The organism is Virgibacillus halodenitrificans JCM 12304 (assembly GCF_001310895.1).
GTDB lineage: Bacteria > Bacillota > Bacilli > Bacillales > Amphibacillaceae > Virgibacillus_Q > Virgibacillus_Q halodenitrificans.
Genome location: NZ_BAZS01000012.1, coordinates 64690 through 86207, shown reverse-complemented (window position 1 = coordinate 86207; position 21518 = coordinate 64690). Strand labels below are relative to the sequence as shown.

General features: G+C 37.6%; 19 protein-coding genes and 1 pseudogene. 4 read left to right on the top strand and 16 right to left on the bottom strand.

Annotated features, from left to right (window positions below; translation table 11 throughout):
• Positions 1–208: 208 nt before the first annotated feature.
• Positions 209–1147, bottom strand: coding sequence for an L-threonine 3-dehydrogenase (locus tag JCM12304_RS08545; protein ID WP_040956616.1), 939 nt, complete (start codon positions 1145–1147; stop codon positions 209–211).
• 80 nt (positions 1148–1227) lie between these two features.
• The gene (locus JCM12304_RS08540) at positions 1228–2418 is read right to left on the bottom strand and encodes a glycine C-acetyltransferase (RefSeq protein ID WP_019379029.1); all 1191 of its coding nucleotides are present in this window, start codon (positions 2416–2418) and stop codon (positions 1228–1230) included.
• 285 nt (positions 2419–2703) lie between these two features.
• Between JCM12304_RS08540 and JCM12304_RS20040 the strand changes: the two genes are divergently transcribed.
• Positions 2704–2835 (top strand): hypothetical protein, encoded by a 132-nt coding sequence (locus JCM12304_RS20040; RefSeq protein ID WP_019379030.1) that lies wholly within the window; start codon positions 2704–2706, stop codon positions 2833–2835.
• 116 nt (positions 2836–2951) lie between these two features.
• Here JCM12304_RS20040 and JCM12304_RS08535 read toward each other — a convergent pair whose 3' ends face one another.
• Complete coding sequence (locus JCM12304_RS08535) at positions 2952–3755, bottom strand: 3D domain-containing protein (protein WP_019379031.1); 804 nt, start codon at positions 3753–3755, stop codon at positions 2952–2954.
• 777 nt (positions 3756–4532) lie between these two features.
• Positions 4533–5459, bottom strand: coding sequence for a DUF1002 domain-containing protein (locus JCM12304_RS08530; protein ID WP_040956617.1), 927 nt, complete (start codon positions 5457–5459; stop codon positions 4533–4535).
• Between the two features lie 283 nt (positions 5460–5742).
• Between JCM12304_RS08530 and JCM12304_RS08525 the strand changes: the two are divergent.
• Both JCM12304_RS08525 and JCM12304_RS08520 read left to right on the top strand, forming a co-directional pair.
• Positions 5743–6946 (top strand): annotated as a pseudogene (locus JCM12304_RS08525) (MFS transporter).
• Between the two features lie 156 nt (positions 6947–7102).
• On the top strand, positions 7103–7348 hold the full coding sequence (locus JCM12304_RS08520; RefSeq protein WP_026041403.1) for a YuzB family protein: 246 nt from the start codon (positions 7103–7105) through the stop codon (positions 7346–7348).
• Positions 7349–7444: 96 nt separating this feature from the next.
• Here JCM12304_RS08520 and JCM12304_RS08515 read toward each other — a convergent pair whose 3' ends face one another.
• The 8 genes from JCM12304_RS08515 to JCM12304_RS08480 all read right to left on the bottom strand — a co-directional run bounded on the left by JCM12304_RS08515 (position 7445) and on the right by JCM12304_RS08480 (position 15317).
• The gene (locus JCM12304_RS08515; protein ID WP_060679771.1) at positions 7445–8614 is read right to left on the bottom strand and encodes an iron-containing alcohol dehydrogenase; all 1170 of its coding nucleotides are present in this window, start codon (positions 8612–8614) and stop codon (positions 7445–7447) included.
• A 12-nt stretch (positions 8615–8626) separates the two neighbouring features.
• Positions 8627–9007 carry a RidA family protein gene (locus tag JCM12304_RS08510; protein ID WP_019377356.1) on the bottom strand — a complete coding sequence of 127 codons (381 nt, stop codon included), beginning with the start codon at positions 9005–9007 and terminating at the stop codon, positions 8627–8629.
• 48 nt (positions 9008–9055) lie between these two features.
• On the bottom strand, positions 9056–9676 hold the full coding sequence (locus JCM12304_RS08505) for a lysozyme family protein (protein ID WP_060679769.1): 621 nt from the start codon (positions 9674–9676) through the stop codon (positions 9056–9058).
• A gap of 1 nt (position 9677) precedes the next feature.
• Positions 9678–10103 carry a hypothetical protein gene (locus JCM12304_RS08500; protein WP_040956621.1) on the bottom strand — a complete coding sequence of 142 codons (426 nt, stop codon included), beginning with the start codon at positions 10101–10103 and terminating at the stop codon, positions 9678–9680.
• Positions 10100–11461, bottom strand: a complete 1362-nt coding sequence (locus JCM12304_RS08495; RefSeq protein ID WP_019377359.1) for an MATE family efflux transporter — start codon at positions 11459–11461, stop codon at positions 10100–10102. Before JCM12304_RS08495 ends, JCM12304_RS08500 begins: the two co-directional genes overlap by 4 nt.
• A 234-nt stretch (positions 11462–11695) precedes the next feature.
• Positions 11696–13693, bottom strand: a complete 1998-nt coding sequence (locus JCM12304_RS08490) for a TRAP transporter permease (protein WP_060679768.1) — start codon at positions 13691–13693, stop codon at positions 11696–11698.
• Entirely contained in the window at positions 13686–14219 is a 534-nt protein-coding gene (locus JCM12304_RS08485; RefSeq protein WP_060679766.1) for a DUF1850 domain-containing protein, read from the bottom strand. The genes JCM12304_RS08490 and JCM12304_RS08485 overlap by 8 nt, the downstream gene beginning before the upstream one ends.
• Before the next feature lie 105 nt (positions 14220–14324).
• Positions 14325–15317, bottom strand: coding sequence for a TAXI family TRAP transporter solute-binding subunit (locus JCM12304_RS08480; RefSeq protein WP_060679764.1), 993 nt, complete (start codon positions 15315–15317; stop codon positions 14325–14327).
• Between the two features lie 209 nt (positions 15318–15526).
• Here JCM12304_RS08480 and JCM12304_RS08475 point away from each other — a divergent pair, with 209 nt between their 5' ends.
• Positions 15527–17146, top strand: coding sequence for a long-chain fatty acid--CoA ligase (locus tag JCM12304_RS08475; protein WP_060679763.1), 1620 nt, complete (start codon positions 15527–15529; stop codon positions 17144–17146).
• 199 nt (positions 17147–17345) lie between these two features.
• On the opposite strand, the gene JCM12304_RS08470 is transcribed toward JCM12304_RS08475, so the two are convergent.
• From JCM12304_RS08470 to opp3b, 4 genes are read right to left on the bottom strand one after another with little or no spacing between them, the layout of a single operon-like run.
• Positions 17346–18278, bottom strand: a complete 933-nt coding sequence (locus tag JCM12304_RS08470; RefSeq protein ID WP_019377364.1) for an ABC transporter ATP-binding protein — start codon at positions 18276–18278, stop codon at positions 17346–17348.
• On the bottom strand, positions 18278–19330 hold the full coding sequence (locus tag JCM12304_RS08465; protein WP_019377365.1) for an ABC transporter ATP-binding protein: 1053 nt from the start codon (positions 19328–19330) through the stop codon (positions 18278–18280). Before JCM12304_RS08465 ends, JCM12304_RS08470 begins: the two co-directional genes overlap by 1 nt.
• A gap of 18 nt (positions 19331–19348) precedes the next feature.
• The gene (gene opp3C, locus JCM12304_RS08460) at positions 19349–20509 is read right to left on the bottom strand and encodes an oligopeptide ABC transporter permease (RefSeq protein ID WP_060679761.1); all 1161 of its coding nucleotides are present in this window, start codon (positions 20507–20509) and stop codon (positions 19349–19351) included.
• Positions 20510–21439 carry an oligopeptide ABC transporter permease gene (gene opp3b / locus JCM12304_RS08455; protein ID WP_019377367.1) on the bottom strand — a complete coding sequence of 310 codons (930 nt, stop codon included), beginning with the start codon at positions 21437–21439 and terminating at the stop codon, positions 20510–20512. It abuts the gene before it with no gap.
• Positions 21440–21518: the final 79 nt, after the last annotated feature.

The window sequence follows — 21518 nt, the reverse complement described above, 5'->3', positions numbered from 1 at the left end:
CCATTACAAGAACCGAATACGATTACATTTCCAATTTAAACCTGTGGCAAAGAAGTCTATTATATCTGATGAAAACAAATCACACTCTAGGGTAGCTTAACCTCCCCAGAGTGCGATGAATAAATGCGTTTTAAAATCGACTAAAATTCAATACCAACGTCATTTGACTTAGAACCAAAAAAGCGCCCTTTTACAGGACGCTTTTTACTTATTTCTCACGAATTTTTTCCAACATATCTTTTGTCATTTTATCAATGTCATATTCTGCTTTAAATCCCCACTCGCTTTTTGCCGCAGAGGAATCAATACTATTTGGCCAGCTGTCAGCAATGTTTTGTCGAACAGGATCAACGTTATATGTCAGTTCAAACTCAGGGATGTGTTTCTTGATAGCTTTTTCAAAATCCTCTGGTGCTGCAGAAATTGCAGATATATTAAATGCATTGCGGTGCTTCAACTTCGCAGGATCAGCTTCCATTAAATCAACAATTGCATTCAAAGCATCTGGCATATACATCATATCCATATATGTACCTTTACCAATGTAAGAGCTGTATGCTTTATTTTTAATAGCTTCATAATAAATTTCTACAGCATAATCTGTCGTACCACCACCCGGAGGCGTTACATAAGAAATCAATCCAGGGAATCGTACACCCCGTGTATCCACGCCAAAACGATGATGATAATAGTCTGCCAATAGCTCTCCAGCCACTTTATTAACACCATACATGGTATTTGGTCGTTGTAACGTATCCTGAGGGGTATTATCTTTTGGTGTTGAAGGTCCAAATGCACCAATGGAGCTAGGAGTGAAGAACTGTAAATTAAGCTCATGTGCCACTTCTAACGCATTAACAAGACCACCCATGTTAATATCCCAAGCTATTTTAGGGACAACTTCTGCCTTGGCTGAAAGTAGTGCAGCTAAGTGCATAATGGTATCAACCTTATGCTCTTTTGCTACCTCCATTAATCGGTCTCCATTCGTGACGTCTGCAATCTCAAATGGTCCTGCATCACGGATGCCCTCAACTTCTCTTATATCTGCTCCAATTACATTATCTTTTCCATATGTTTTTCTCAGTTTTCCCACAAGCTCGGATCCAATTTGTCCTAGAGCCCCTGTAACTAAAATTTTTCTCATTTCCTAAACCCTTTCTATGTTGAATAGAGAATTGTGTAAACAAATTTAAAAGCCGGAGGGGAATTCCCCCTCACAGCGGACTAAATTAAGCCCATTTCTTTTCCAACTTTTTCGTAAACTGAAATTGCTTTATCAAGCATTTCTTTTGTATGTGCAGCAGTAGGCATATTACGAACACGACCCGTGCCGCGCGGTACTGTAGGGAACACAATTGATTTAGCATAGACTCCTTCTTCAAAAAGACGCTTACTAAATCTTTGTGTATCATTTTCGTCACCAATAATACAAGGAGTAATTGGAGTTTCACTGTTCCCAATATCAAAGCCTAGCTTCTTCAACCCATCCTTTAAATAGTTAGCGTTCTCCCAAAGCTTCTCATTCAATTCCGTGCTTTCCATCAAAAGCTCGACTGCCTTTGTACTAGCTGTTGCATCTGCAGGAGATACAGCTGTAGAAAATAAGAATGGACGTGAGCGTACTTTGAGCCAATCAATCAAATTTGCTTTCCCGGCAACATATCCACCAATAACTCCAATAGCCTTGGAGAGTGTGCCCATTTGAAAATCAACTTTATCCTGTAAACCAAAGTGCTTTACAGTTCCTGCTCCTTTTCCAAGTACACCTGACCCATGAGCATCATCTACATACGTGATTAAATCAAATTCTTCAGCAATCTCAACAATTTCAGGAAGCTTGGCGATATCCCCATCCATGGAGAAAACTCCATCTGTAATTACCATAATTTTATTGTATTGGCCTGATTCTACTGCTTCTTTTGCCTTCAACCGTAAATCTTCCATATCAGAGTGGTTAAAACGGATAATTTTAGCTTTGGATAATCGGCAACCATCAATAATAGAGGCATGATTTAATTCATCAGAAAGAATGGCATCATGTTTATCCATTACTGCAGAAATTGCTGCCATATTACAGTTAAAACCAGATTGGTATGAAATAACCGCTTCTGTGCCCTTGAATTGAGCCAATTTATTTTCTAATTCAATATGAAGATCCAGTGTTCCATTAATTGTACGTACTGCACCAGCTCCAACTCCATGTGAATCTACTGCCTTTTTTGCAACTTCCTTTAAACGATCATCGGTAGCTAGCCCAAGATAGTTGTTCGATGACAAGTTAATTCTTTTTTTCCCGTCGAGTTGAATTTCCGGTCCATTCGCACCCTGTACCGGATCAATTTCATTATATAATCCTCGCTCTTTTAGTTCAGCAATGTTCTCATCTAAAAAGCTATTTAGTGCCTTACTAGTCATATTATTTTTCCTCCTTGTTTGTAAGCGCTTCAATTACATTATCGAGTAAAAATTAGAGCACATAGTTTACATACAGTTTAACATATAGGGTTTAAAATGTTTACTTTATCAAGTTACTCAAAAGAAGTAAAACTATTCATTTTTATCTGATAGTAATTCTCTCAAATTTGTGTTACTTCCTTTCATAAATGTAAGGTTTTTTCTACAAAATATTATAAAAAACGATGGTTATCTACACTTATTTTTATTATAATTGAATTAGTTCTTATTGATGGAGGCATTTAAATGAAGAAAGTTCTGGTTGGTTTGTTTGCGATTATTATTCTCGGCTTTGGAATACTTGGTTATACAGAAATGAACAACGATACAAATGAAATTGTAGATGAAAACTCTCATTCTACTACAATTAAATTATAAAATTATCGCTTGTACGTTTAATATAAATAAAAAAAAGGAAAACATCTTATACATAAATGTTTTCCTTTTTACGTTTATTCGATTATTTAATTGTACGTTTATTCATCTATTTAATTTTATTCAACAATTGTTACTTTTACGTCGTTGCGTACGCCCCAGTTATAAGCTTCATCTTTTGTTGGAACGTGTACGTCAATACGGTTACCTTTAATAGCACCACCGATATCAGCAGCAGTTGCATAACCATAGCCTTCTACATGTACTTTAGAGCCTAAAGGAATAACATTAGGATCCACAGCAATTACTTTTGCATTAGGGTTTGCGTTTAAATCTACACCAGTAGAAGTAATTCCTGAACAACCTGCACAATCAGCAGTATATGCTGTAGCTTTTACAGAAACTGTTTTACCTTGTGGGCTTTCATCAGATTCGTTATCTTCTTGTTTAGAAGCCGCTGATGCTGTGTTCTGTGTATTAGATGACTCAGTTGATTTTTCTTCTTTTTTCGGTGCTGCTTTTTCAGTTTCTTTCTTTTCTACTTTAGTTGCTGGCTTATGACTTTTATCTACGTTGACACCTTTAACAGTCAACTCTTGTCCAACTACAATTAGATCTGAATCTAATTTGTTCCATTCTTTTATATTTTCAATTGATACGTCAAATTCATTTCCAATACTGCTTAGTGTATCTCCTGATTGAACTTCATACATTTCATTGATAAATAGATTTTGTTTTGGATGAATTGTAGTAGATTTCAATTCATTGATAGCTACTAAATCTTCAACAGTTGTATTATATTCATTGGCTATTTGCCAAAGATTGTCTCCTTCTTGTACCTGGTATTCCTCCGCTGATACAGTTGATACAGCAGCGCCAGCAATAATGATGCCTGTAGCGAATGAAGCTAATAATTTTTTCATTCGATAGTCCCTCCTTCAATTTCTGACATTGCCTATACTATCACATGGATACAGGCAATGCAGTTACAAGACTTTTAAGTGTATGTTACAAGCATTACCACTTTTAATACTTTTATTACAAATGTAATAGATTTGTGATAAAAGACCGATAGATTTCCAATTTATAGCACAAAAGTCACAAAAAAAGCGATTCTGTAATAAAAAAAGCGATATTTTTTTTGAATTACTATTTTTTTCGGCTATTATTCTATAAAACTATTAATAGATTAGAGAAAAAAAGCATTGACAAAGGCTTTTGAAAACAAAATAACTATTAGTCTTGCATCTGCAAAAAACCTAATAAATTAAATTAGTTGATCAATAACATAGACTATTCCTGTTTTGTAAAGAAATAATTTAACTGTATAGTTGGAGGAAAATGCGAAGTAGAGTGGGGACTACCAGCAGGAGAGCAAGCTAATCAGCTGCACACTGAAGTTATCCGCCGGAGAATGAGTTAATCAGCTGCAGAGCGAAGAAATTTGCCTTAGATATTTAAGAGATTTAGGGATTAACTATATTGGATTTTTTTAAAACGGGAGTTTGCAGTCCTACCAAATTAGTTCGCACTTTATCTAAATTGTTATTTAGCTAAGAATGCCAATAAATTTTCGAACTTCATTTTTATCACCTATGAAACAAGAAAGGGACTCTATTTTAGAGTCCCTTTCTTGTTCTTATTTAGAATACATGACTAACTATTCACTTCATGAGTAAACTGAGCGCTATAGCTTTATATTAATTAAATAATCCTTTAAAAAAGTTTCCTAAGGAATGGAAAAGTTCACTTAAGAAGTTTGCAACCTTCTCCCAGAAGCTTTGATCCAATCCAAGTTCTTCTGCTTTGTTTTTAATAGTTGACGCAATGTCTTCCAACTGATTTTTCACCTGGTCAAAATCAATGTTTAAGTCGCGCATTTTATCAAAAAGATCTGTGAGCATTTGGCGGTCTGCTTCACTCAAGGAAATTTCCAATTTATCCAATTGCTCCTTCACAATCCGCTCTACATCTTCTTTCGTAGCAGGGTTTTGTTCTGCAATCTGTTTCTTTATGTCTGTCAAAAGCTGACTAACCTTCTCTTGACTCATTCCTTCTTTTTCAGCCAGATCTGTTGCTACGTCAAGTTCTTCATTAGCTAATTCCATTCTTTCCTTATCTAGCTGTTCACCTTCGACATCATACGCTTTGTAAATACCAGTTAAGGCAGAGTGACCACTAACTTTCACAGGAGAAGCTACGTCTACAGTTGCATCTTCTACCCCTGCTGTTAATAATGCGTTTGCATACATTTCCTTTGTTACTTGGGTAATATTATCAGGTGTAACAATATTAACGGTTAAGCCATTTCCTTTTTCCTGTCTTACAATTTTAGCACTGGAAAACATTCTGGAATTAGGGTCACCATCAATATAATTGGCTATGTCTTTCCCTGTGACATTATACTCCTGTACATCTGTTGCTTCCTGTACTTTAAGTAATTCACGAACCTCTGCTCGTTGTGCATCTGTTAACGTATCTCCATAAACGACAATAGGAACGCCTAACTTTTCATTAATGCTGTTAGAATCACTTGCTCCGCTATCTGCAAAAGATGTAGACGCAAGCCCCATAACAAAGCCGATGATGAGGGTCATCATAATAATTATTTTTAATTTCTTTTTCATTTTCATTCTCCTTTGATGTTTATAAACATGTAACTTTTTAAGTAAGTCGCGTTTACTCGTATATTTCAATTGTATGTTTGTCCAAGGTGAATATTGATTATCATCTATTATTATAACTTTTTATTTGCAATATGAATACACATTTGTGTTTTTCATCCAATAGCTAAGCATATATCTTTTGTTCCCTATACAGTTGCGATATATTTAGTGTGTCGAACTATTATATAGAAAGAAGGGTTTGCAAATCAATACAAATTCATTAGTAAAGCGCAATTTAGCAATCATGTGGTTTGCTAACTTTTTTATCGCAGGCAGTATTACGATGGTTCTACCGTTCATCTCATTATATATTGAATCCTTCGGCGATTTTTCAGATGCTTATGTGCAAAACTGGTCTGGTTGGATATTTGCAATTACTTTTGTAACAGCTTTTATATTTTCTCCAATTTGGGGGCGCATCGGTGACAAGTATGGCAGAAAGAAAATCTTAATATTTTCTGCAGTCGCTTAGGCCTTTCCGTTTTCTTAATGGGGTTTGCTACCTCTGTATGGCAGCTTTTTTTATTACGATTATTTATGGGCATAGTGACTGGCTTCATTCCGATGTCTCAAGCTCTAATTTCTACACAGACACCTAAAGAGATAGCCGGAAGAGTGCTTGGAACATTACAAACAGGTAGCATTACCGGAACATTAATGGGGCCACTTATCGGCGGTTCATTAGCAGATACATTCGGCTATGCAAGTACATTCAAAGGGGTTTCCATAACGGTGTTCCTTTCCGCCATTATTGTTACATTCGGGATAAAAGAAATAAACGTCAAACTATCCTCTAAAGAGAGCGACTATAAACCATATTCCAGCAAAGAAGTAATCTTACACATTGTAAAGAAACCGGTTCTACTTGTTGTCATGTTAATTTCTGTATTAGTTCAAGTAGCACACTTTAGTATTCAGCCAATCCTCTCATTATTTGTTGCTGACATTCATGGGCCTCAAAGCATAGCATTTTTCTCAGGGATGGCTTTTTCAGCTGCGGGGTTAGGTAATTTATTGATGACACGCAGGTGGGGGCGCTTGGTGACAAAATTGGTTACATTAAAATACTTATATTCCTGCTGTTCATGGCCGGAATTGTATATTTCCCTGGGGCCTTCGTAACTAATATTTGGCAACTAGTTGTATTACGCTTTTTGCTTGGGATTTCCATTGGAGGGATCATTCCAGTCAGAATCGCATATATTCGTCAGGAAGCCCCTCTATCTATGCAAGGTGAGGTGCTCGGATATAACACAAGTTTACGTTTTCTTGGTAACATTATTGGCCCTTCATTGGGAGGTTTCTTGGCAGGATTCTTTGGATTTTCAGCTGTATTCTTTGTGACAAGTGCCTTACTTATTCTTAGTGGGGTTATCATGTTAATTGCTTGGTATAAATATGAATATGAAGGTAAACATTCGCATTCCTTGTCAACCAACAGAAGTTAGCTAAATCTTTAATAGTAATGACAGGACGCGAAACAAACCTTTTTCTCTTTTCCTTCTATGCTGAACTATTGATTTAAACGTAAAAATATGCAAAAATAACAGAGTCTAATTAATAAAATAAGACAAACTTGTTTACGTAGAAAGAAAGTGATTTATATGGGTATAGTCGTAGTTGAAGTTTGTGACGGCAACGAAATCACTACAATTGATATAGAAGCAATACTGGAAGAAGAGTTTCCTGAAGTCGCTGTTTTAATGAATGAATGTTTATCCTTTTGTGGTTTATGCAGGGTAAAACCATACGCCCTTGTTAATAACAAGCGTGTCTTCGGAAATACGCCAGAGGAATGTCTCGATAAAATTCGTGACGCCATTAAAAAGGAACTAGCTGTATATGAATAACAGCTAGTTCCTTTTTAATTTTCTCTGCTATATTATTTCCCGGGTAATAATTTGTCATAATTTGTTGCTACGAGTAACGCTACCGGATATAGTAACTTATAAACTAGCTCTGAAAATAGCTGCTGCATCTTCCTTCGTCAGCTTTTTGAAATTACCGAATTCCGGACTGGCTATTACTGTTCTTTCCGCCATGTCGTCTACGGATTGTTCATCAATAGAATAATCAGCCAAACGAGACGGAGCCTCTATACTATTCCAAAACTCTCTAAGTTTTTGTATTCCCTCGTTTGCAACTTCGAAATCTGTTTTGCCTTCTTGCTCCACTTCAAATACACGGATTGCAAACTGCTTAAATCTACCTACGTTTGTCTCATCAAGCACATGCTTCATCCAATTAGGAAATAGAATGGCAAGACCGCCGCCATGAGGTATGTCATGTATAGCGGAAACAGCATGCTCCAGGTTATGGGAAGCCCAATCTCCTCTAAGCCCCATACTAAGCATATCATTTAAAGCTAACGTTCCACTCAACATGATTGTTTCTCTGTATTCATAATTCTCAAGGTCATTTAATAATTTCGGTGCTGTTTCCATCACAGTTTTTAACACTGACTCACAGAAACGATCTTGAATAGGTGTATTTGTTGCTTGGTGGAAATAATGTTCTAATACATGTGACATCATATCAACCATACCATAGATTGTTTGATCCTTTGGAACAGACACTGTATGTTCCGGATCAAGAATGGAAAATTGTGGAGAGGTATATGGTGAACCCCAACCATGCTTTTCATTCGTTTCCCAATTGGTAATTACAGAGCCTCGATTCATTTCAGATCCTGTGGCCGACAAGGTAAGAATCGTACCAAACGGAAGTGCATCCGTTGCTGCTTCCTTTTTAGTTACAATATCCCACATATCAACATCTGTTTTAGCCCCCGCAGCAATGGCTTTTGTACAATCGATCGTACTACCTCCGCCAACTGCTAAGAGGAATTCAACACCTTGCTCTTTACATATTTCCACACCTTTTCTGACCGTAGAAATTCTAGGGTTTGGCTCTACACCGGATAACTCCAACACTTCTGCATCTATTTCAGCTAATTTTTTCATTACATTATCATATATGCCGTTTCGTTTAATACTACCTCCACCGTAGACAAGTAATACCTTTTTCCCGTATTTCTCAACTTCCTGTGGCAGAGCATCTATTTGGCCTTTACCAAAAATTAATTTGGTAGGATTCTGATACGTAAAATTATCCACACATATTGCCTCCTATTTCTTGGTGTATACAATAACATCCATTTCTATAAGTACGTCTTTTGGAAGGCGACTTACTTCGACGGTCGCTCTTGCAGGGTAGGGTTCTGTCAAATAGTCTCCATATATTTCATTCACAGTAGCAAAGTCCTCCATGGAGTTTAGGTAAATCGTGAACTTAACTACTTTTGAAAAATCAGTACCTGCTTCTGTTAAAATTGCTTGTAGATTCGCTAACACCTGCTTTGTTTGTTTTTCAATTCCATCCACAACTTCCCCTTTGCTTGGATCAATGCCGATTTGGCCCGAAACATAAACAAAGTCACCTGCCTGAATAGCTTGTGAATATGGCCCAAGGGCAGCTGGTGCGTTATCTGTATGAATTGCTTTCAACATTTACATTCCTCCCATGCATATATTTCTTTCATCATATCATTTCTATACTTAATCTGTCGCTAAACCCTTCTTATATTCCATTACAGATTCAACATAGTATATATCCCCATAGCATGCTTCTAATTTTTTCGCCTCTTCACGTAAACAACGATATTTCTCTTTTTCAGGATCTTCATTATACATTTTTCGGGAGAAAGCTATAGCAGTTTCTTGTGTAAAAGTACCTGTCCTATTTACGGCATAGTCTATAAAACCTCTGCCAAAATTATATGCTTGAACAGCTAATTCTACATCTCCATCCGCTTCTTCTAGTGTTTTAGAAAAGTAATAGACTCCTTGTTTTATGGATACCTCAGGGTCATCTATGCATCCTCTTGACCCACAAAAGCTTTCTGATGCTTGCATCGGATCGTTTCCTCTTCCTCCCGATTCCTGCATCATCATTGCTAATAAAACATGGGTTTTATCAGCTATTCCATACTTTTCCGCATACTTTTTAACAAGTGGTTCATAGGCGATTACCTCTTCACTCACAGATGACTCCTGATTCCAATTGTTCTGTAATGGTTCATAGCTTACCAAGGACAAAAACAGGAGCACCATACATAAGAGAAAAGTTATTAAAAGTGAATGTTTCCATGCCTTTTGTGTTTTCTTTTTATATTTCATATTAATTATTCCTTTTTACAAAAACTATTAAACTACCAACTAGCCATCCATAAATAAAATGGGCTGATAACCAATAAAAGAATGCCATTCCATCGGTAAGCTCAGGGGTGCGGTCAGAGAAACTGGTAGTTAAAAATAATACAGCACCTATTAGTGTATTTATAACAATATAGAGAAGTACTTTTTTTTCACTTTTAAATCTGCTTAATCCGTAATAAAGCACGAAGACAAGAACGATAGAAACAATTAGGTGAAGAATAAATTCTGCTACTGGATGTAATGGAATTTCTTTTAATACAGGTATATAGTCAACATTCATTAGTAGTACGTAAACTTTTTCGGAGCTCCACTTTTCCAATATAAAAAGCAGACCACCGAGAAACAGACCGGATATAATTCCTATGTTAACTAGTTTCCATTTATTCAATACTCTTCCCTCCCTGCTTTTTCACGTGAAAATAATTCCTTCTCTTTCCACTTACCGAATCGATAATACATATAAGCAATCAAGCTACTTACGAGAAAGCTTAACCCCATCCCAATTGCTATACCCATCTCACCAAATAAACCGGACATTATCTCAGCCAGAGGGTAACGCAATAACCAGAAAGATATAATATTTAAAATTAAGACCTGATACATAGCGCCCGAAGCACGGACAATACCATTTAAAATAAAGTTAATCCCAAGAAAAGGGTAGCACAAAGCAATAATAGTTAAATACGTGGTACCAAATTCAACTGCAGCCTTATCCTGAATAAACAACTTTATTCCATATTCAGCAAACAATAGAACACACACACCGACAATTAGCATGATACCTGCGTTATACAACACTCCATACTTGGCGATCTTACGGACTCTTTCCCAGTTATTGCTGCCTATATTTTGCCCGGCCATACTACTAACCGCCGTACCCAATGCATGAGCAGGAAGCATAATTAAACTATCTAATCGCTGCGCAGCACTAAAACCGGCAACTACGTCTCCACCAAAATCAGTTACCGCACTCATTATTGCTGCAACTCCTGCAGCAATTACAGCCATTTGCATACCAGATGGGATGCCTAGATGGAAAATCAGTTTTATTTCTTCCTTTTTAGGAAATTCAGGTATTTGAAAAGGAGCTAGTTTTTTGCGCAGTACATAGGAGACACCAAATATAAATGCACTTCCCTGAGCAAGAATTGTTGCATATGCAGCACCCTTAACGCCTAAATTAAACACAGAAATAAACAAAGGATCCAAAACTATATTTAATAAAACAGCAATCATTACAAATCGAAGGGGTGTTTTACTATCACCTAACGCTCGCAGTACAGTACTGATAAAATTATAACCAAACAAGAAGAGAATCCCAAGAAAATTTAACTGTAAGTAAGCCTTCGCATTAGCCAGCATGGCCTCCGGAGTCCCTACAAGCATAAGAAGAGGCTCTGCCAGCAGAAAACCGAGCAGGCCTAACATAACAGAAAGAATAGTTAAGAGCACCACAAACGCATTTAAGTAACTTCTTAACCCTTCTTGGTGTGACTTCCCCTTTTGCTGTGAGAGTATTGTTAGGGCAGCATTATTCATTCCAATAACGAAGGATAATACGGTAAAGATGATCGTACTGGAGACTGCCACCGCCCCTAACGCGTTTCCCCCAAGCAAATTTCCTATCCATAAACTATCTGCAAACTGATAAGAGGTTTGAAGCAAATTTGTCAGCATAAGTGGACCTGAAAAATATATTAACTGTTTTAGTATATTTCCTTGGGTAAAATTATGCTGATTTGCCATGTTAACAATTCCTTTCTAATAAAATGCTTGAGATCCAACTTAATTATTTTTATATTTGACGAAGAAACCGATCCAATGAGCGTATTTCTATAGCGTTATGATAAACATATTTCTCAAAAAAGCTTGCAATTCATATTTATAGGTAATTCAAACTACCATCTACTTTACCCTTATCTTCCCTGAACATAAACAAAGGTGACCAGAATCTCTGATCACCTTTGCTGTATTCGTGTATTAAGCTTGTGCTCTTGCTTCTTTTGCTTTGTCTTTTTTATCCCGTTTCCAGATGAACTGGAGTGCAATCATAATAATGAATGCTGCTGCACCAAACAAATCGGTGTGTCCCTCTGGATAAATTAAGAGTATTCCTGTTATCACTGCAGCAATCCGCTCAATCCAAGGAAGTTTTCGATACCAATAACCAATTAATCCTGCTCCAATAGCAATCATACCCGTAATAGCAGTGAGTAAAATTAGCAAGATTTCAAAGAAAGTCGTATCTATCATGAGTAATTGCGGTTGCAACACAAACATATATGGAATAATAAAGGCTGCAATTGCTAACTTTGATGCATTTACTCCTGTACGTATCGGTTCGCCACCAGAAATACCTGTTGCCGCAAATGCCGCAAGTGCAACCGGGGGCGTTATATCCGCTACAATACCAAAATAAAATACAAACATATGACCAGCCAATACAGGAATTGCCACTTCCAATTGATCATTTAATGCAAGTATTGCAGGTAAAGCAATTGTAGAAGTAATAATATAATTTGCTGTCGTCGGTGAGCCCATACCTAATATAATAGAAGCAATCATTGTCAGGAACAATGTTAATAGCAACTGAGCTTCTGGTGAACTGGCAATAGACCCTGCAATACTGACAAGACTATTACCCATTTTCAAGCCTAAGCCTGTCTTAGTAACTACACCAACGATAATCCCTGCGCAAGCTGTAGCTGCTGCTACTCCTAACGCCGTTCTGGCACCTTCTTGAAGGGCTACAATAAACTTTGCCGGAGTTATTCTTGTTTCCTTCAGGAATAGACTCACTATAACTGTAATTAAAATACCTAGTAATGCTGTTCTTTCAATACTGAATCCCTGAAACAGCAGAAAAACAATAGCAATAATAGGGAGTAATAAATGAAGCTTCTTTAATACTGTTTTTTTGGCAGGAATCTCTTCTTTAGGTAAGCCATGCAAACCAAGTCTCTTTGCTTCCAGGTGGGTCATAATCCAAATCCCTGAGAAATAAAGTACAGCTGGAATAGTCGCTGCTTTCGCAATTTCCCAGTAACCTACACCAGCAAATTCAATCATCAGAAATGCAGCCGCACCCATAATTGGTGGCATAATTTGTCCACCTGTTGAAGAGGCAGCTTCAACTGCTCCCGCAAAATTAGGTTTATAACCAAGCTTTTTCATCATTGGGATAGTATAAGAACCTGTTGTAACTGTATTCGCTACAGAACTACCTGATATCGTGCCATTTAAAGCACTGGAGAAAATGGCCACTTTTGCAGGTCCACCTGTTCGCTTACCTGCAATAGCAATTGCAAGGTCATTAAAGTAATTCCCTACACCTGTCTGTACTAAAAAAGCACCAAACAGAAGAAATAAAAAGATATATGTAGAAGATACCTGTAGTGGCGTACCTAAAATACCTTCTGTTGTAAAGAACATGGAGTTAATCAGCTGTTCGAGACTCAATCCGCGATGTGCCAGCATACCAGGCATATTAGGGCCAAATAGTGCGTACACCATAAATAATATCGCAATAATTGTTATAGGAAGCCCTACAGCACGTCTCGTACCCTCGAGCACTAGTAAAATAGCAATACTACCGACAACCATTTGTGCTTGAGTAATTCCGCCTATCTGTTGAACTAATGTATCATAAAACACCGGCCAATAAGCACAAACGAGAATAGATAATAATGCAAGAATATAATCATACCAAGCTACCTTTCGTTTGTTCCCTTTTCTTCTCGCCGGAAATAGTAAGAAAATAAGGGTAAGAGCAAACCCTAAATGGACAGTCCGTTGAATATAGGCCGTATATTGGCCAAATGCACCTGTATAAAGCTGAAAAAGGGAAAAAGCCAGCAGCCCGAAAAAGACAATTTTAGCAGCAATGCCACCAAGATTTCGAGTATTGGATTCAGCATCATATTTCTGTAAGAGTTCCTCTTGATGTACTTCTGTTAGCTGATCTTTTGAATCACTCATGGATTCTCACTCCTTTCAAAAATTGCCAAGTTGATAGATTTTCGACTTTAATTTTAAACCACGCTCCTGGTTTAAAATACTTATTAAAGTACACCATATGTTCATTATCCACGCCCCAAACAAGGCGATTCTCAGAAACTGTCTTTCCATTTCTTACATTCATATATGGAAAGATATTATCCAAGTTCTTCACATGGTATTTACCATCTTCATATACAAACGTTTCCCCTTCTTGCGCATTAGAGGGCATTCCAATTCCAAAGTGCTCATAAACGATCTCATATTGTTTTATTTCATGATTACCAAGCACTTGATACTTTTCAACCACGTCTGTCAAATGAATGGAGTGTTTGAAGATGATCTGAAAGGTATCTTTCTCATCAATCGGTAAGAACGCTTCGATGTGGTTTGTATTTTCTTTATAGAACACCACCGCTGTGCGGAAGGGAACAAATAAGAGAAGTACTGCAATAAAAATGAGAAGAATGGCTACATAAAGTACTTTTTTATTTTGATAAAACTTCATTTTATTCACCTAGATTACATCTGTCTTTCATACAAAAATGAGTGACCGGCAGCAAACTCCAATAAAGGATTACTAGCCGGCCACAAAACTTATATTTTTTTATCTTTACTTAGACACGCCAACTTCATCAAAGTATTTTTTTGCGCCAGGGTGTAAATCAATCCCAATACCATCCAGCCCAGATTCTTTCGTAATAAACTCAGCTTTAGCATGGGCCATATCACCTGTATTTTCGTAGATTGCTTTTGTAATTTCATAGACTGTATCCTCTGAAAGACTGTCAACAACAGCTAGCATTGCAAGTACAGCAACTGTATTCACATCTTCCTTTAAACCATACGTACCAGATTTAACAGTATCTGCAGCATAGTATGGATACTTTTCAACAAGTGCGTCTACTTTATCCTGTTCAATTGGCACAATGCTAACATCTACTGTAGCAGATAGTCCTTCTACTGCACCAGTTGGAGTTCCAGCTGTAATAAAGGCGGCATCAATGTTGCCATCCTGAATTCCACCAGTGGATTCTCCAAAGTCAAGATTTTGTGCTTCAATATCATCCATTGACATATCATGAATTTCAAGAATTTGTTCTGCATTAACATACGTACCTGAACCAGGTGCACCAACAGATACAGTTTTACCCTTCAGATCTTCAACAGATTTAATTCCAGAATCTGCTGTTGTAACAATCTGAATAGTCTCAGGGTATAAAGATCCAATCGCTTGAACATTATCTACAGCTTTACCTTCAAAAGAATTTGTTCCTTCAATTGCATTTGCTACTACATCTGTCTGTACAAAGGCAAGTTCAGCATCTCCTGCCGCAAGAGCTGCCACGTTATCCGCAGAAGCGTTTGAAGACAATGCATCTGTTTGGATATCAGTTTCATCTGTAATAATTTTGGCCATTTCTCCACCTAGAGGATAATATGTACCACTTGTGCCTCCAGTAAGCATGCTTAGGAATTTCGGCTTATCCCCACCATCAGAGGAACCACCATCTTCTTTCCCTTCCTCACTATCTCCGCTACCACATGCTGCCAACAGCAATGCAAGCGCTAGCATTAATATAAATGAAAACGATTTCTTTTTCATCCATACTCCCCCTTATAATCTTTATTATAGTAAAACTATTTTACCTTTAAAGCTGGTAAGTTGTCAATATAACTTGGGCTAATAGTTAATAATTTAAGAAAAATCTCACTATAGAATAATACTTTTTTACTAATTGTACATAATTTTTACAATAATATGATATTATGAATACAAGCTTTTTTATTACTATTTTAAAGGAGTTGTTGTATATGATGCACGTCACGTTAACAGTTGGTGCAATGATGGAACATGCGGAAACATTTTTTCCTAAGAAGCAGGTTATTTCGCAAACACATGATCAGTTACATCACTTAACTTACAAAGATGTTGGACAGCGAACCAGGCGTCTTATGTCCGTATTGAAAGAACTCGGAGCGAACAAGGGAGACCGTATAGGGACACTTGCCTGGAATCATCATCGTCATTTGGAGATTTATTTTGCTGCTCCGGGCATTGGTTCGGTCTTACACACCATTAATATCCGTTTAGCTCCAGAACATATTATTTATATTATAAATCACGCTGAGGATAAAATATTATTTGTAGATGAAGACATCCTCCCATTGATTGAGAAAATTAAAGATCACTTAACTACTGTTGAAGCTTACGTTGTCATGACAGATAAAGCTGAACTTCCCGATTCATCCATCCACCCTTTATACTCCTATGAAGAACTCTTACAAACTGGAGATCCAAGTTATCCATTTAACACTGACATTGATGAAAATGAAATTGCCGGCATGTGCTACACATCCGCCACGACTGGCAAACCTAAAGGAGTAACCTACTCACATCGAGGCATCGTGCTGCATAGCTACGCACTTGGCTTAGCTGATTCTGCAGCTATTTCAGAGTCGGATGTTTCCATGCCTGTTGTTCCTCAATTCCATGTAAATGCTTGGGGTACTCCTTTTGCTTGTACATGGTTTGGTTCAACACAGGTCCTGCCTGGCCCAAGGTTTACCCCCCAGCGACTGGCTGAATTCATTGATAAGTTTAAAGTTACCATAACAGCAGGTGTACCTACCATATGGTTAGCTCTATATCGCGAGTTGGAGAAAGGCATTTACGATACGTCAAGTCTCCGTGCTGTTCTATGTGGTGGCTCAGCAGCTCCACTTGGGTTAATAAAAGCATTTGAAGAAAAACTCAATATCCCGTTCTTTCATGCTTATGGAGCAACTGAAACAACCCCATTGGTTACTTTATCTCGATTAAAGAGTTACCAGCAGAATTTATCCAATGAAGAAAAGTTAAAAGAACGTTCCAGACAAGGAATTCTAGTGCCAGGTCTCCAAATGAAGGTGCTTGGGAATAGTGGTGAAATTTCTTGGGACGACCAAGAAATGGGGGAATTACTAGTCCGTGGTAATTGGATAGCAAATGAATATTACAAAGATGAACGAAGTGAACAAGCATTTGTTGATGGATGGTTTCATACAGGAGATGTAGTTACGGTTGACGAAGAAGGTACGATAAAAATTGTAGATCGGACTAAAGATTTAATTAAAAGTGGAGGGGAGTGGATTTCCTCCGTTGATCTTGAAAACGCTATAATGGCACATGAGGCTGTCTTTGAAGCAAGTGTCGTTGCAGTTCCTGACGCAGAATGGCAGGAGCGGCCAATTGCCTGTGTTGTTCTTAATGAAGGCTATAAAAAAGATGGAATGAAAGAAGCTATTATGAATTATCTGCGCCCACAATTCGCTAAATTTTGGCTGCCGGACAACGTACTATTTTTCGATGAAATTCCTAAGACGTCAGTAGGGAAGTTTTTAAAACGGGAATTACGTGAGCAAGTTAAGGAGCAGTTGGGGTTAAAAAATTAATAGATTGTTGTGTTGAGAACCAAGTAAATATCTGCCTTAGATAAGATTAGTGAGCTACAGAGATTTCTTCACCACCGACAAAGTTAATCAGCAGTAGCAATTATACTCCCATTATTGATGGGAATAGTTAGTATACAGAATTTAATCTGCTATCATCAAAAACCCTTGTTCTACAATAGAACAAGGGCCTTGTTTATTCTTATTTATTTGCTTCTTTTTTATATTGTTCAAATTCCTTAGAAGTACAGCGCACCCAATGTCGTGGCCGAACCTCCCTAAATTCCGGCTGCTCACTTGTGTCGTGAACAGTAGGATCATAAGCCACACGTCTGCGTGAACGTTCATAATTTGGATCTGGTAAAGGGATAGCAGATAATAATGATTTAGTATATGGATGAATTGGATTATGATACAGTTCATCTGCATCTGCAAGCTCTACCATATTACCAAAATACATAACACCAATACGATCACTAATATACTTCACCATGGAAAGATCATGCGCGATAAACAAATAAGTTAATCCGCGCTCTTTCTGAAGCTGTTTAAGCAAATTAACTACCTGTGCCTGAATAGATACATCAAGAGCAGATATCGGTTCATCTGCAATAATGAAGTCTGGCTCGACAGCAAGTGCTCTTGCAATACCTATACGCTGTCTTTGTCCACCACTAAACTCATGCGGGAAGCGTGTTGCATGCTCTTTATTCAGACCAACAACTTCTAATAATTCCTCTACACGGGCTTTACGTTCCTTATCATTTTTCGCCAGATTATGAACGTCAATACCTTCAGCTATAATATCCATTACAGTCATACGAGGGTTTAAAGAAGAAGAAGGATCCTGGAAAATCATTTGCATCTTACGGTTAAATTTCAGCAATTCATTCTTTGATTTCTTCCCGTGTACATCTTCGCCTTTAAACTTCACTTCGCCTTCTGTCGCTTCATATAAACGAATGATAGTTCTTCCAGTTGTCGACTTCCCACAACCGGATTCCCCAACTAATCCAAACGTTTCACCTTTGAAGATATCAAAGGTTACTCCGTCTACTGCAGTAATTGTTCTATGTCTTCCAGCTTTAAAGTGTTTTTTTAGGTTTTTAACTTCAAGTAACTTTTCTTGTGACATTATTTCTCACCATCCTTCGAACCTGTATTAGAGAAGCCTTGCATTCTGCGTTGCACAGATTCAGGTGGCTCGATTTTTGGAGCATCTTCATGCAATAGCCATGTAGCTGCATAATGTGTATCAGATACTTTAAACATTGGCGGCTCCATTACTGTATCAATCTCCAAAGCAAATTCATTCCTTGGTGCAAATGCATCTCCCTTTGGTGGATTTAATAAGTCTGGCGGGCTGCCTGGAATAGCAAATAATTCTTCTTCATCACTATCCAATGTTGGCATAGAGCCAAGTAAACCCCAAGTATAAGGATGTTTGGCATTATAAAAGATATCATCTGTTGTGCCAATTTCGACAATCTTACCTGCGTACATAACAGCAACGCGGTCAGCAACGTTAGCTACTACACCTAAGTCATGGGTAATAAAGATAATCGCACTGTCTGTTTCCTTTTGAATATCTTTCATCAGTTCTAAAATTTGTGCTTGAATGGTAACATCCAAAGCTGTTGTAGGTTCATCTGCAATTAGAATTTTTGGATTACATGCCAGCGCAATGGCTACTACAACACGCTGACGCATCCCACCCGAGAATTGGTGTGGATACTGATTTAATCTGGTTTCCGGATGCGGAATCCCTACTAGTTCCAGCAATTCTACAGCCTTTTTCCTAGCATTAGTACGATTCATATTCTGATGCTTTATTAAACCTTCCATGATTTGGTTACCAATTTTCATGGTAGGATTTAGGGAAGACATTGGGTCTTGAAAAACCATCGATATATCTTTACCCCTGATTTTCTGCATATCTCTAGTAGATTTTTTTACTATATCTTCACCTTCAAAAAGGATTTCTCCTGATTTCACATAGCCATGTGGTTTAGGAAGAAGCTGCATTAGAGCCATGGATGTTACAGACTTACCTGAGCCTGATTCTCCAACGATTGCTAACGTCTCTCCTTTATTTAAATCAAAGGTTACACCTCGAACAGCTTGTACTTCACCGTTGTAGGTGTTAAATGAAACCTTCAAATCTTTAACTTCCAATAATTTACTCATTTAAAAACACCTACCTTATTATTTATGCATTTTCGGATCAAATGCATCTCTTAAACCGTCCCCGATAAGGTTGAACGTAATCATAATGACTGAAATTAATACTGCAGGAAATACCAACAAGTAAGGGTATAATCGTAAGTTCTCAAATCCAGTGTTAATTAGTGTACCTAGTGATGCTTCTGGTGGCACTAACCCAAGTCCGATAAAGCTTAGAAAAGCTTCGAAGAAAATGGCACTAGGAATAGTGAACATGGTATTAATAATAATTATACCACTAATATTCGGAACTAAATGACGACTAATTATCTTACCATTGGAGGTTCCCAAGGTTCGTGCCGCAAGAACAAATTCCTGACTTTTCAGCTTCAATATTTCTCCTCGGACAATACGGGCCATTCCAATCCACCCAGTAATGGTCAGAGCGATAATAATAGAGAGAATACCTGGTTGTAGCACTAAGATCATTAATAGTATAACTACCAGGTTCGGTATTCCAACAAGTACCTCCAAAATTCGCTGCATGACGTTATCAACTCGCCCACCATAGAAGGCGGAAACTCCACCATATGCAACACCGATTACTAAATCAATTGCTGCTGCAACTAGGGCGATAATTAATGATACTCTTGTACCTAACCACAATCTTGTCCACTGGTCACGTCCCAGTGTGTCTGTCCCTAGCCAAAAATATTGATCACCCATATCTTTTGCTTCATAAATATGATACGTAGCTTGTACTTCAGCAGACTTCGCACTTCCGTCTCCCTTATCAAGCTCTTTTATATCAATAAAATCTGCGTCATTACCATACCTGGCTACTGCATTTTTCGTAGCTTCTTCTATGTCTTTACCTTTAAATTCATCTGTTAATGTACCATCAAAGCCTAGCCAAGAAATATTTTCAAGTACTGGCACATGTGGTGGCATTTTCGCACGGGACAAATCTTGATCATCCAGTCCGTAGTCATTCATCCCCGGTCCTACAACACTCATAACAGAAATTATTATAAGTATGAACACACAGATCATTGCTAATTTATTTTTAAAGAAGGTTCTCCTTGCATCCTGCATAAAGGTTCTGCTTGGACGGGAGATTTTATCACTTGTATCTTCTTTTCTTTCCAAAGGAACAAGAAGATCCTTTGGAACATTATTATTATTTTTATTTTCGTTATCCATTTAGCTCTCCCCTCCTGTAAGTCTGATTCTAGGGTCAATTAATACATATAGGAGGTCGATTACTAAAATTATTAGAACAAACAAGAAAGCAAATAAAAGTGTTGTTCCCATAATTGTTGGGTAATCATTAACCATAACTGATGTAACAAACTGCTCGCCAATTCCAGGAACAGCAAAGATTTTCTCGATAACTAGTGTACCAGTCATTAGACTAACAGCCATCGGGCCCATTACTGTTACTAGTGGGATTAAAGCATTCCGGAGGCCGTGTTTAAAGATAATTCCATATTCACTAACACCTTTTGCTCTAGCAGTTGTAATAAAATTGGAACCCATAACTTCAATCATTTCTGTACGTGTAAAACGTGCAGCAGTTGCCATTGGGAAAATCATTAATGCAACGGTTGGCAGTATGGTATGTTCAAACGTCCCCCATAATGCGACAGGGAACAATTCCCATTCAACTGCGAGGTAGCGCTGCAGTAATCCTGCAAACACAAAGGATGGAATAGAAGTACCTAACACAGCAAGTATTGTGGAGGTATAGTCCAGTGCCCCATTATGTGATATTGCGGCGATGAGTCCCAGGAGAATTCCTAAAAATGTTCCAATTAACAGTGCCTGTGCCCCTAACTGAGCAGACGGACCAATGCGATCCATAAGTATTTTGGTTACAGGTGTATTGTCAAATGTAAATGAAATTCCTAAATCCCCTTTTACGAGACCACCAATATATCTGACATATTGTACGGGTACCGGGTCATTGAGGCCATATTTCTCTAATACAATTTCTCTTTGTTCTTCACTTAATTTATCTTCAGCTTTTAACGGGCTACCTGGCAGCATCTTCATCAGAAAGAATGATACGGTAGCAATAATGAACAATGTTACAGCCATATAAAGAATACGGCGTAGTATGTAACGAAACATTTCTGCACCTCCTGAATTTATGTCGAATCTTGTTGTAATTTATAAAATGTTCAATATTGTAAGACTTTTTAATTGCAGT

Bases quoted from the DNA above. Each gene is read 5' to 3' on its own strand.
- JCM12304_RS08545 (WP_040956616.1), bottom strand. From the start codon at position 1,147: ATGAGAAAAATTTTAGTTACAGGGGCTCTAGGACAAATTGGATCCGAG.
- JCM12304_RS08540 (WP_019379029.1), bottom strand. From the start codon at position 2,418: ATGACTAGTAAGGCACTAAATAGCTTTTTAGATGAGAACATTGCTGAA.
- JCM12304_RS20040 (WP_019379030.1), top strand. From the start codon at position 2,704: ATGAAGAAAGTTCTGGTTGGTTTGTTTGCGATTATTATTCTCGGCTTT.
- JCM12304_RS08535 (WP_019379031.1), bottom strand. From the start codon at position 3,755: ATGAAAAAATTATTAGCTTCATTCGCTACAGGCATCATTATTGCTGGC.
- JCM12304_RS08530 (WP_040956617.1), bottom strand. From the start codon at position 5,459: ATGAAAAAGAAATTAAAAATAATTATTATGATGACCCTCATCATCGGC.
- JCM12304_RS08520 (WP_026041403.1), top strand. From the start codon at position 7,103: ATGGGTATAGTCGTAGTTGAAGTTTGTGACGGCAACGAAATCACTACA.
- JCM12304_RS08510 (WP_019377356.1), bottom strand. From the start codon at position 9,007: ATGTTGAAAGCAATTCATACAGATAACGCACCAGCTGCCCTTGGGCCA.
- JCM12304_RS08505 (WP_060679769.1), bottom strand. From the start codon at position 9,676: ATGAAATATAAAAAGAAAACACAAAAGGCATGGAAACATTCACTTTTA.
- JCM12304_RS08495 (WP_019377359.1), bottom strand. From the start codon at position 11,461: ATGGCAAATCAGCATAATTTTACCCAAGGAAATATACTAAAACAGTTA.
- JCM12304_RS08490 (WP_060679768.1), bottom strand. From the start codon at position 13,693: ATGAGTGATTCAAAAGATCAGCTAACAGAAGTACATCAAGAGGAACTC.
- JCM12304_RS08485 (WP_060679766.1), bottom strand. From the start codon at position 14,219: ATGAAGTTTTATCAAAATAAAAAAGTACTTTATGTAGCCATTCTTCTC.
- JCM12304_RS08480 (WP_060679764.1), bottom strand. From the start codon at position 15,317: ATGAAAAAGAAATCGTTTTCATTTATATTAATGCTAGCGCTTGCATTG.
- JCM12304_RS08475 (WP_060679763.1), top strand. From the start codon at position 15,527: ATGATGCACGTCACGTTAACAGTTGGTGCAATGATGGAACATGCGGAA.
- JCM12304_RS08470 (WP_019377364.1), bottom strand. From the start codon at position 18,278: ATGTCACAAGAAAAGTTACTTGAAGTTAAAAACCTAAAAAAACACTTT.
- JCM12304_RS08465 (WP_019377365.1), bottom strand. From the start codon at position 19,330: ATGAGTAAATTATTGGAAGTTAAAGATTTGAAGGTTTCATTTAACACC.
- opp3C (WP_060679761.1), bottom strand. From the start codon at position 20,509: ATGGATAACGAAAATAAAAATAATAATAATGTTCCAAAGGATCTTCTT.
- opp3b (WP_019377367.1), bottom strand. From the start codon at position 21,439: ATGTTTCGTTACATACTACGCCGTATTCTTTATATGGCTGTAACATTG.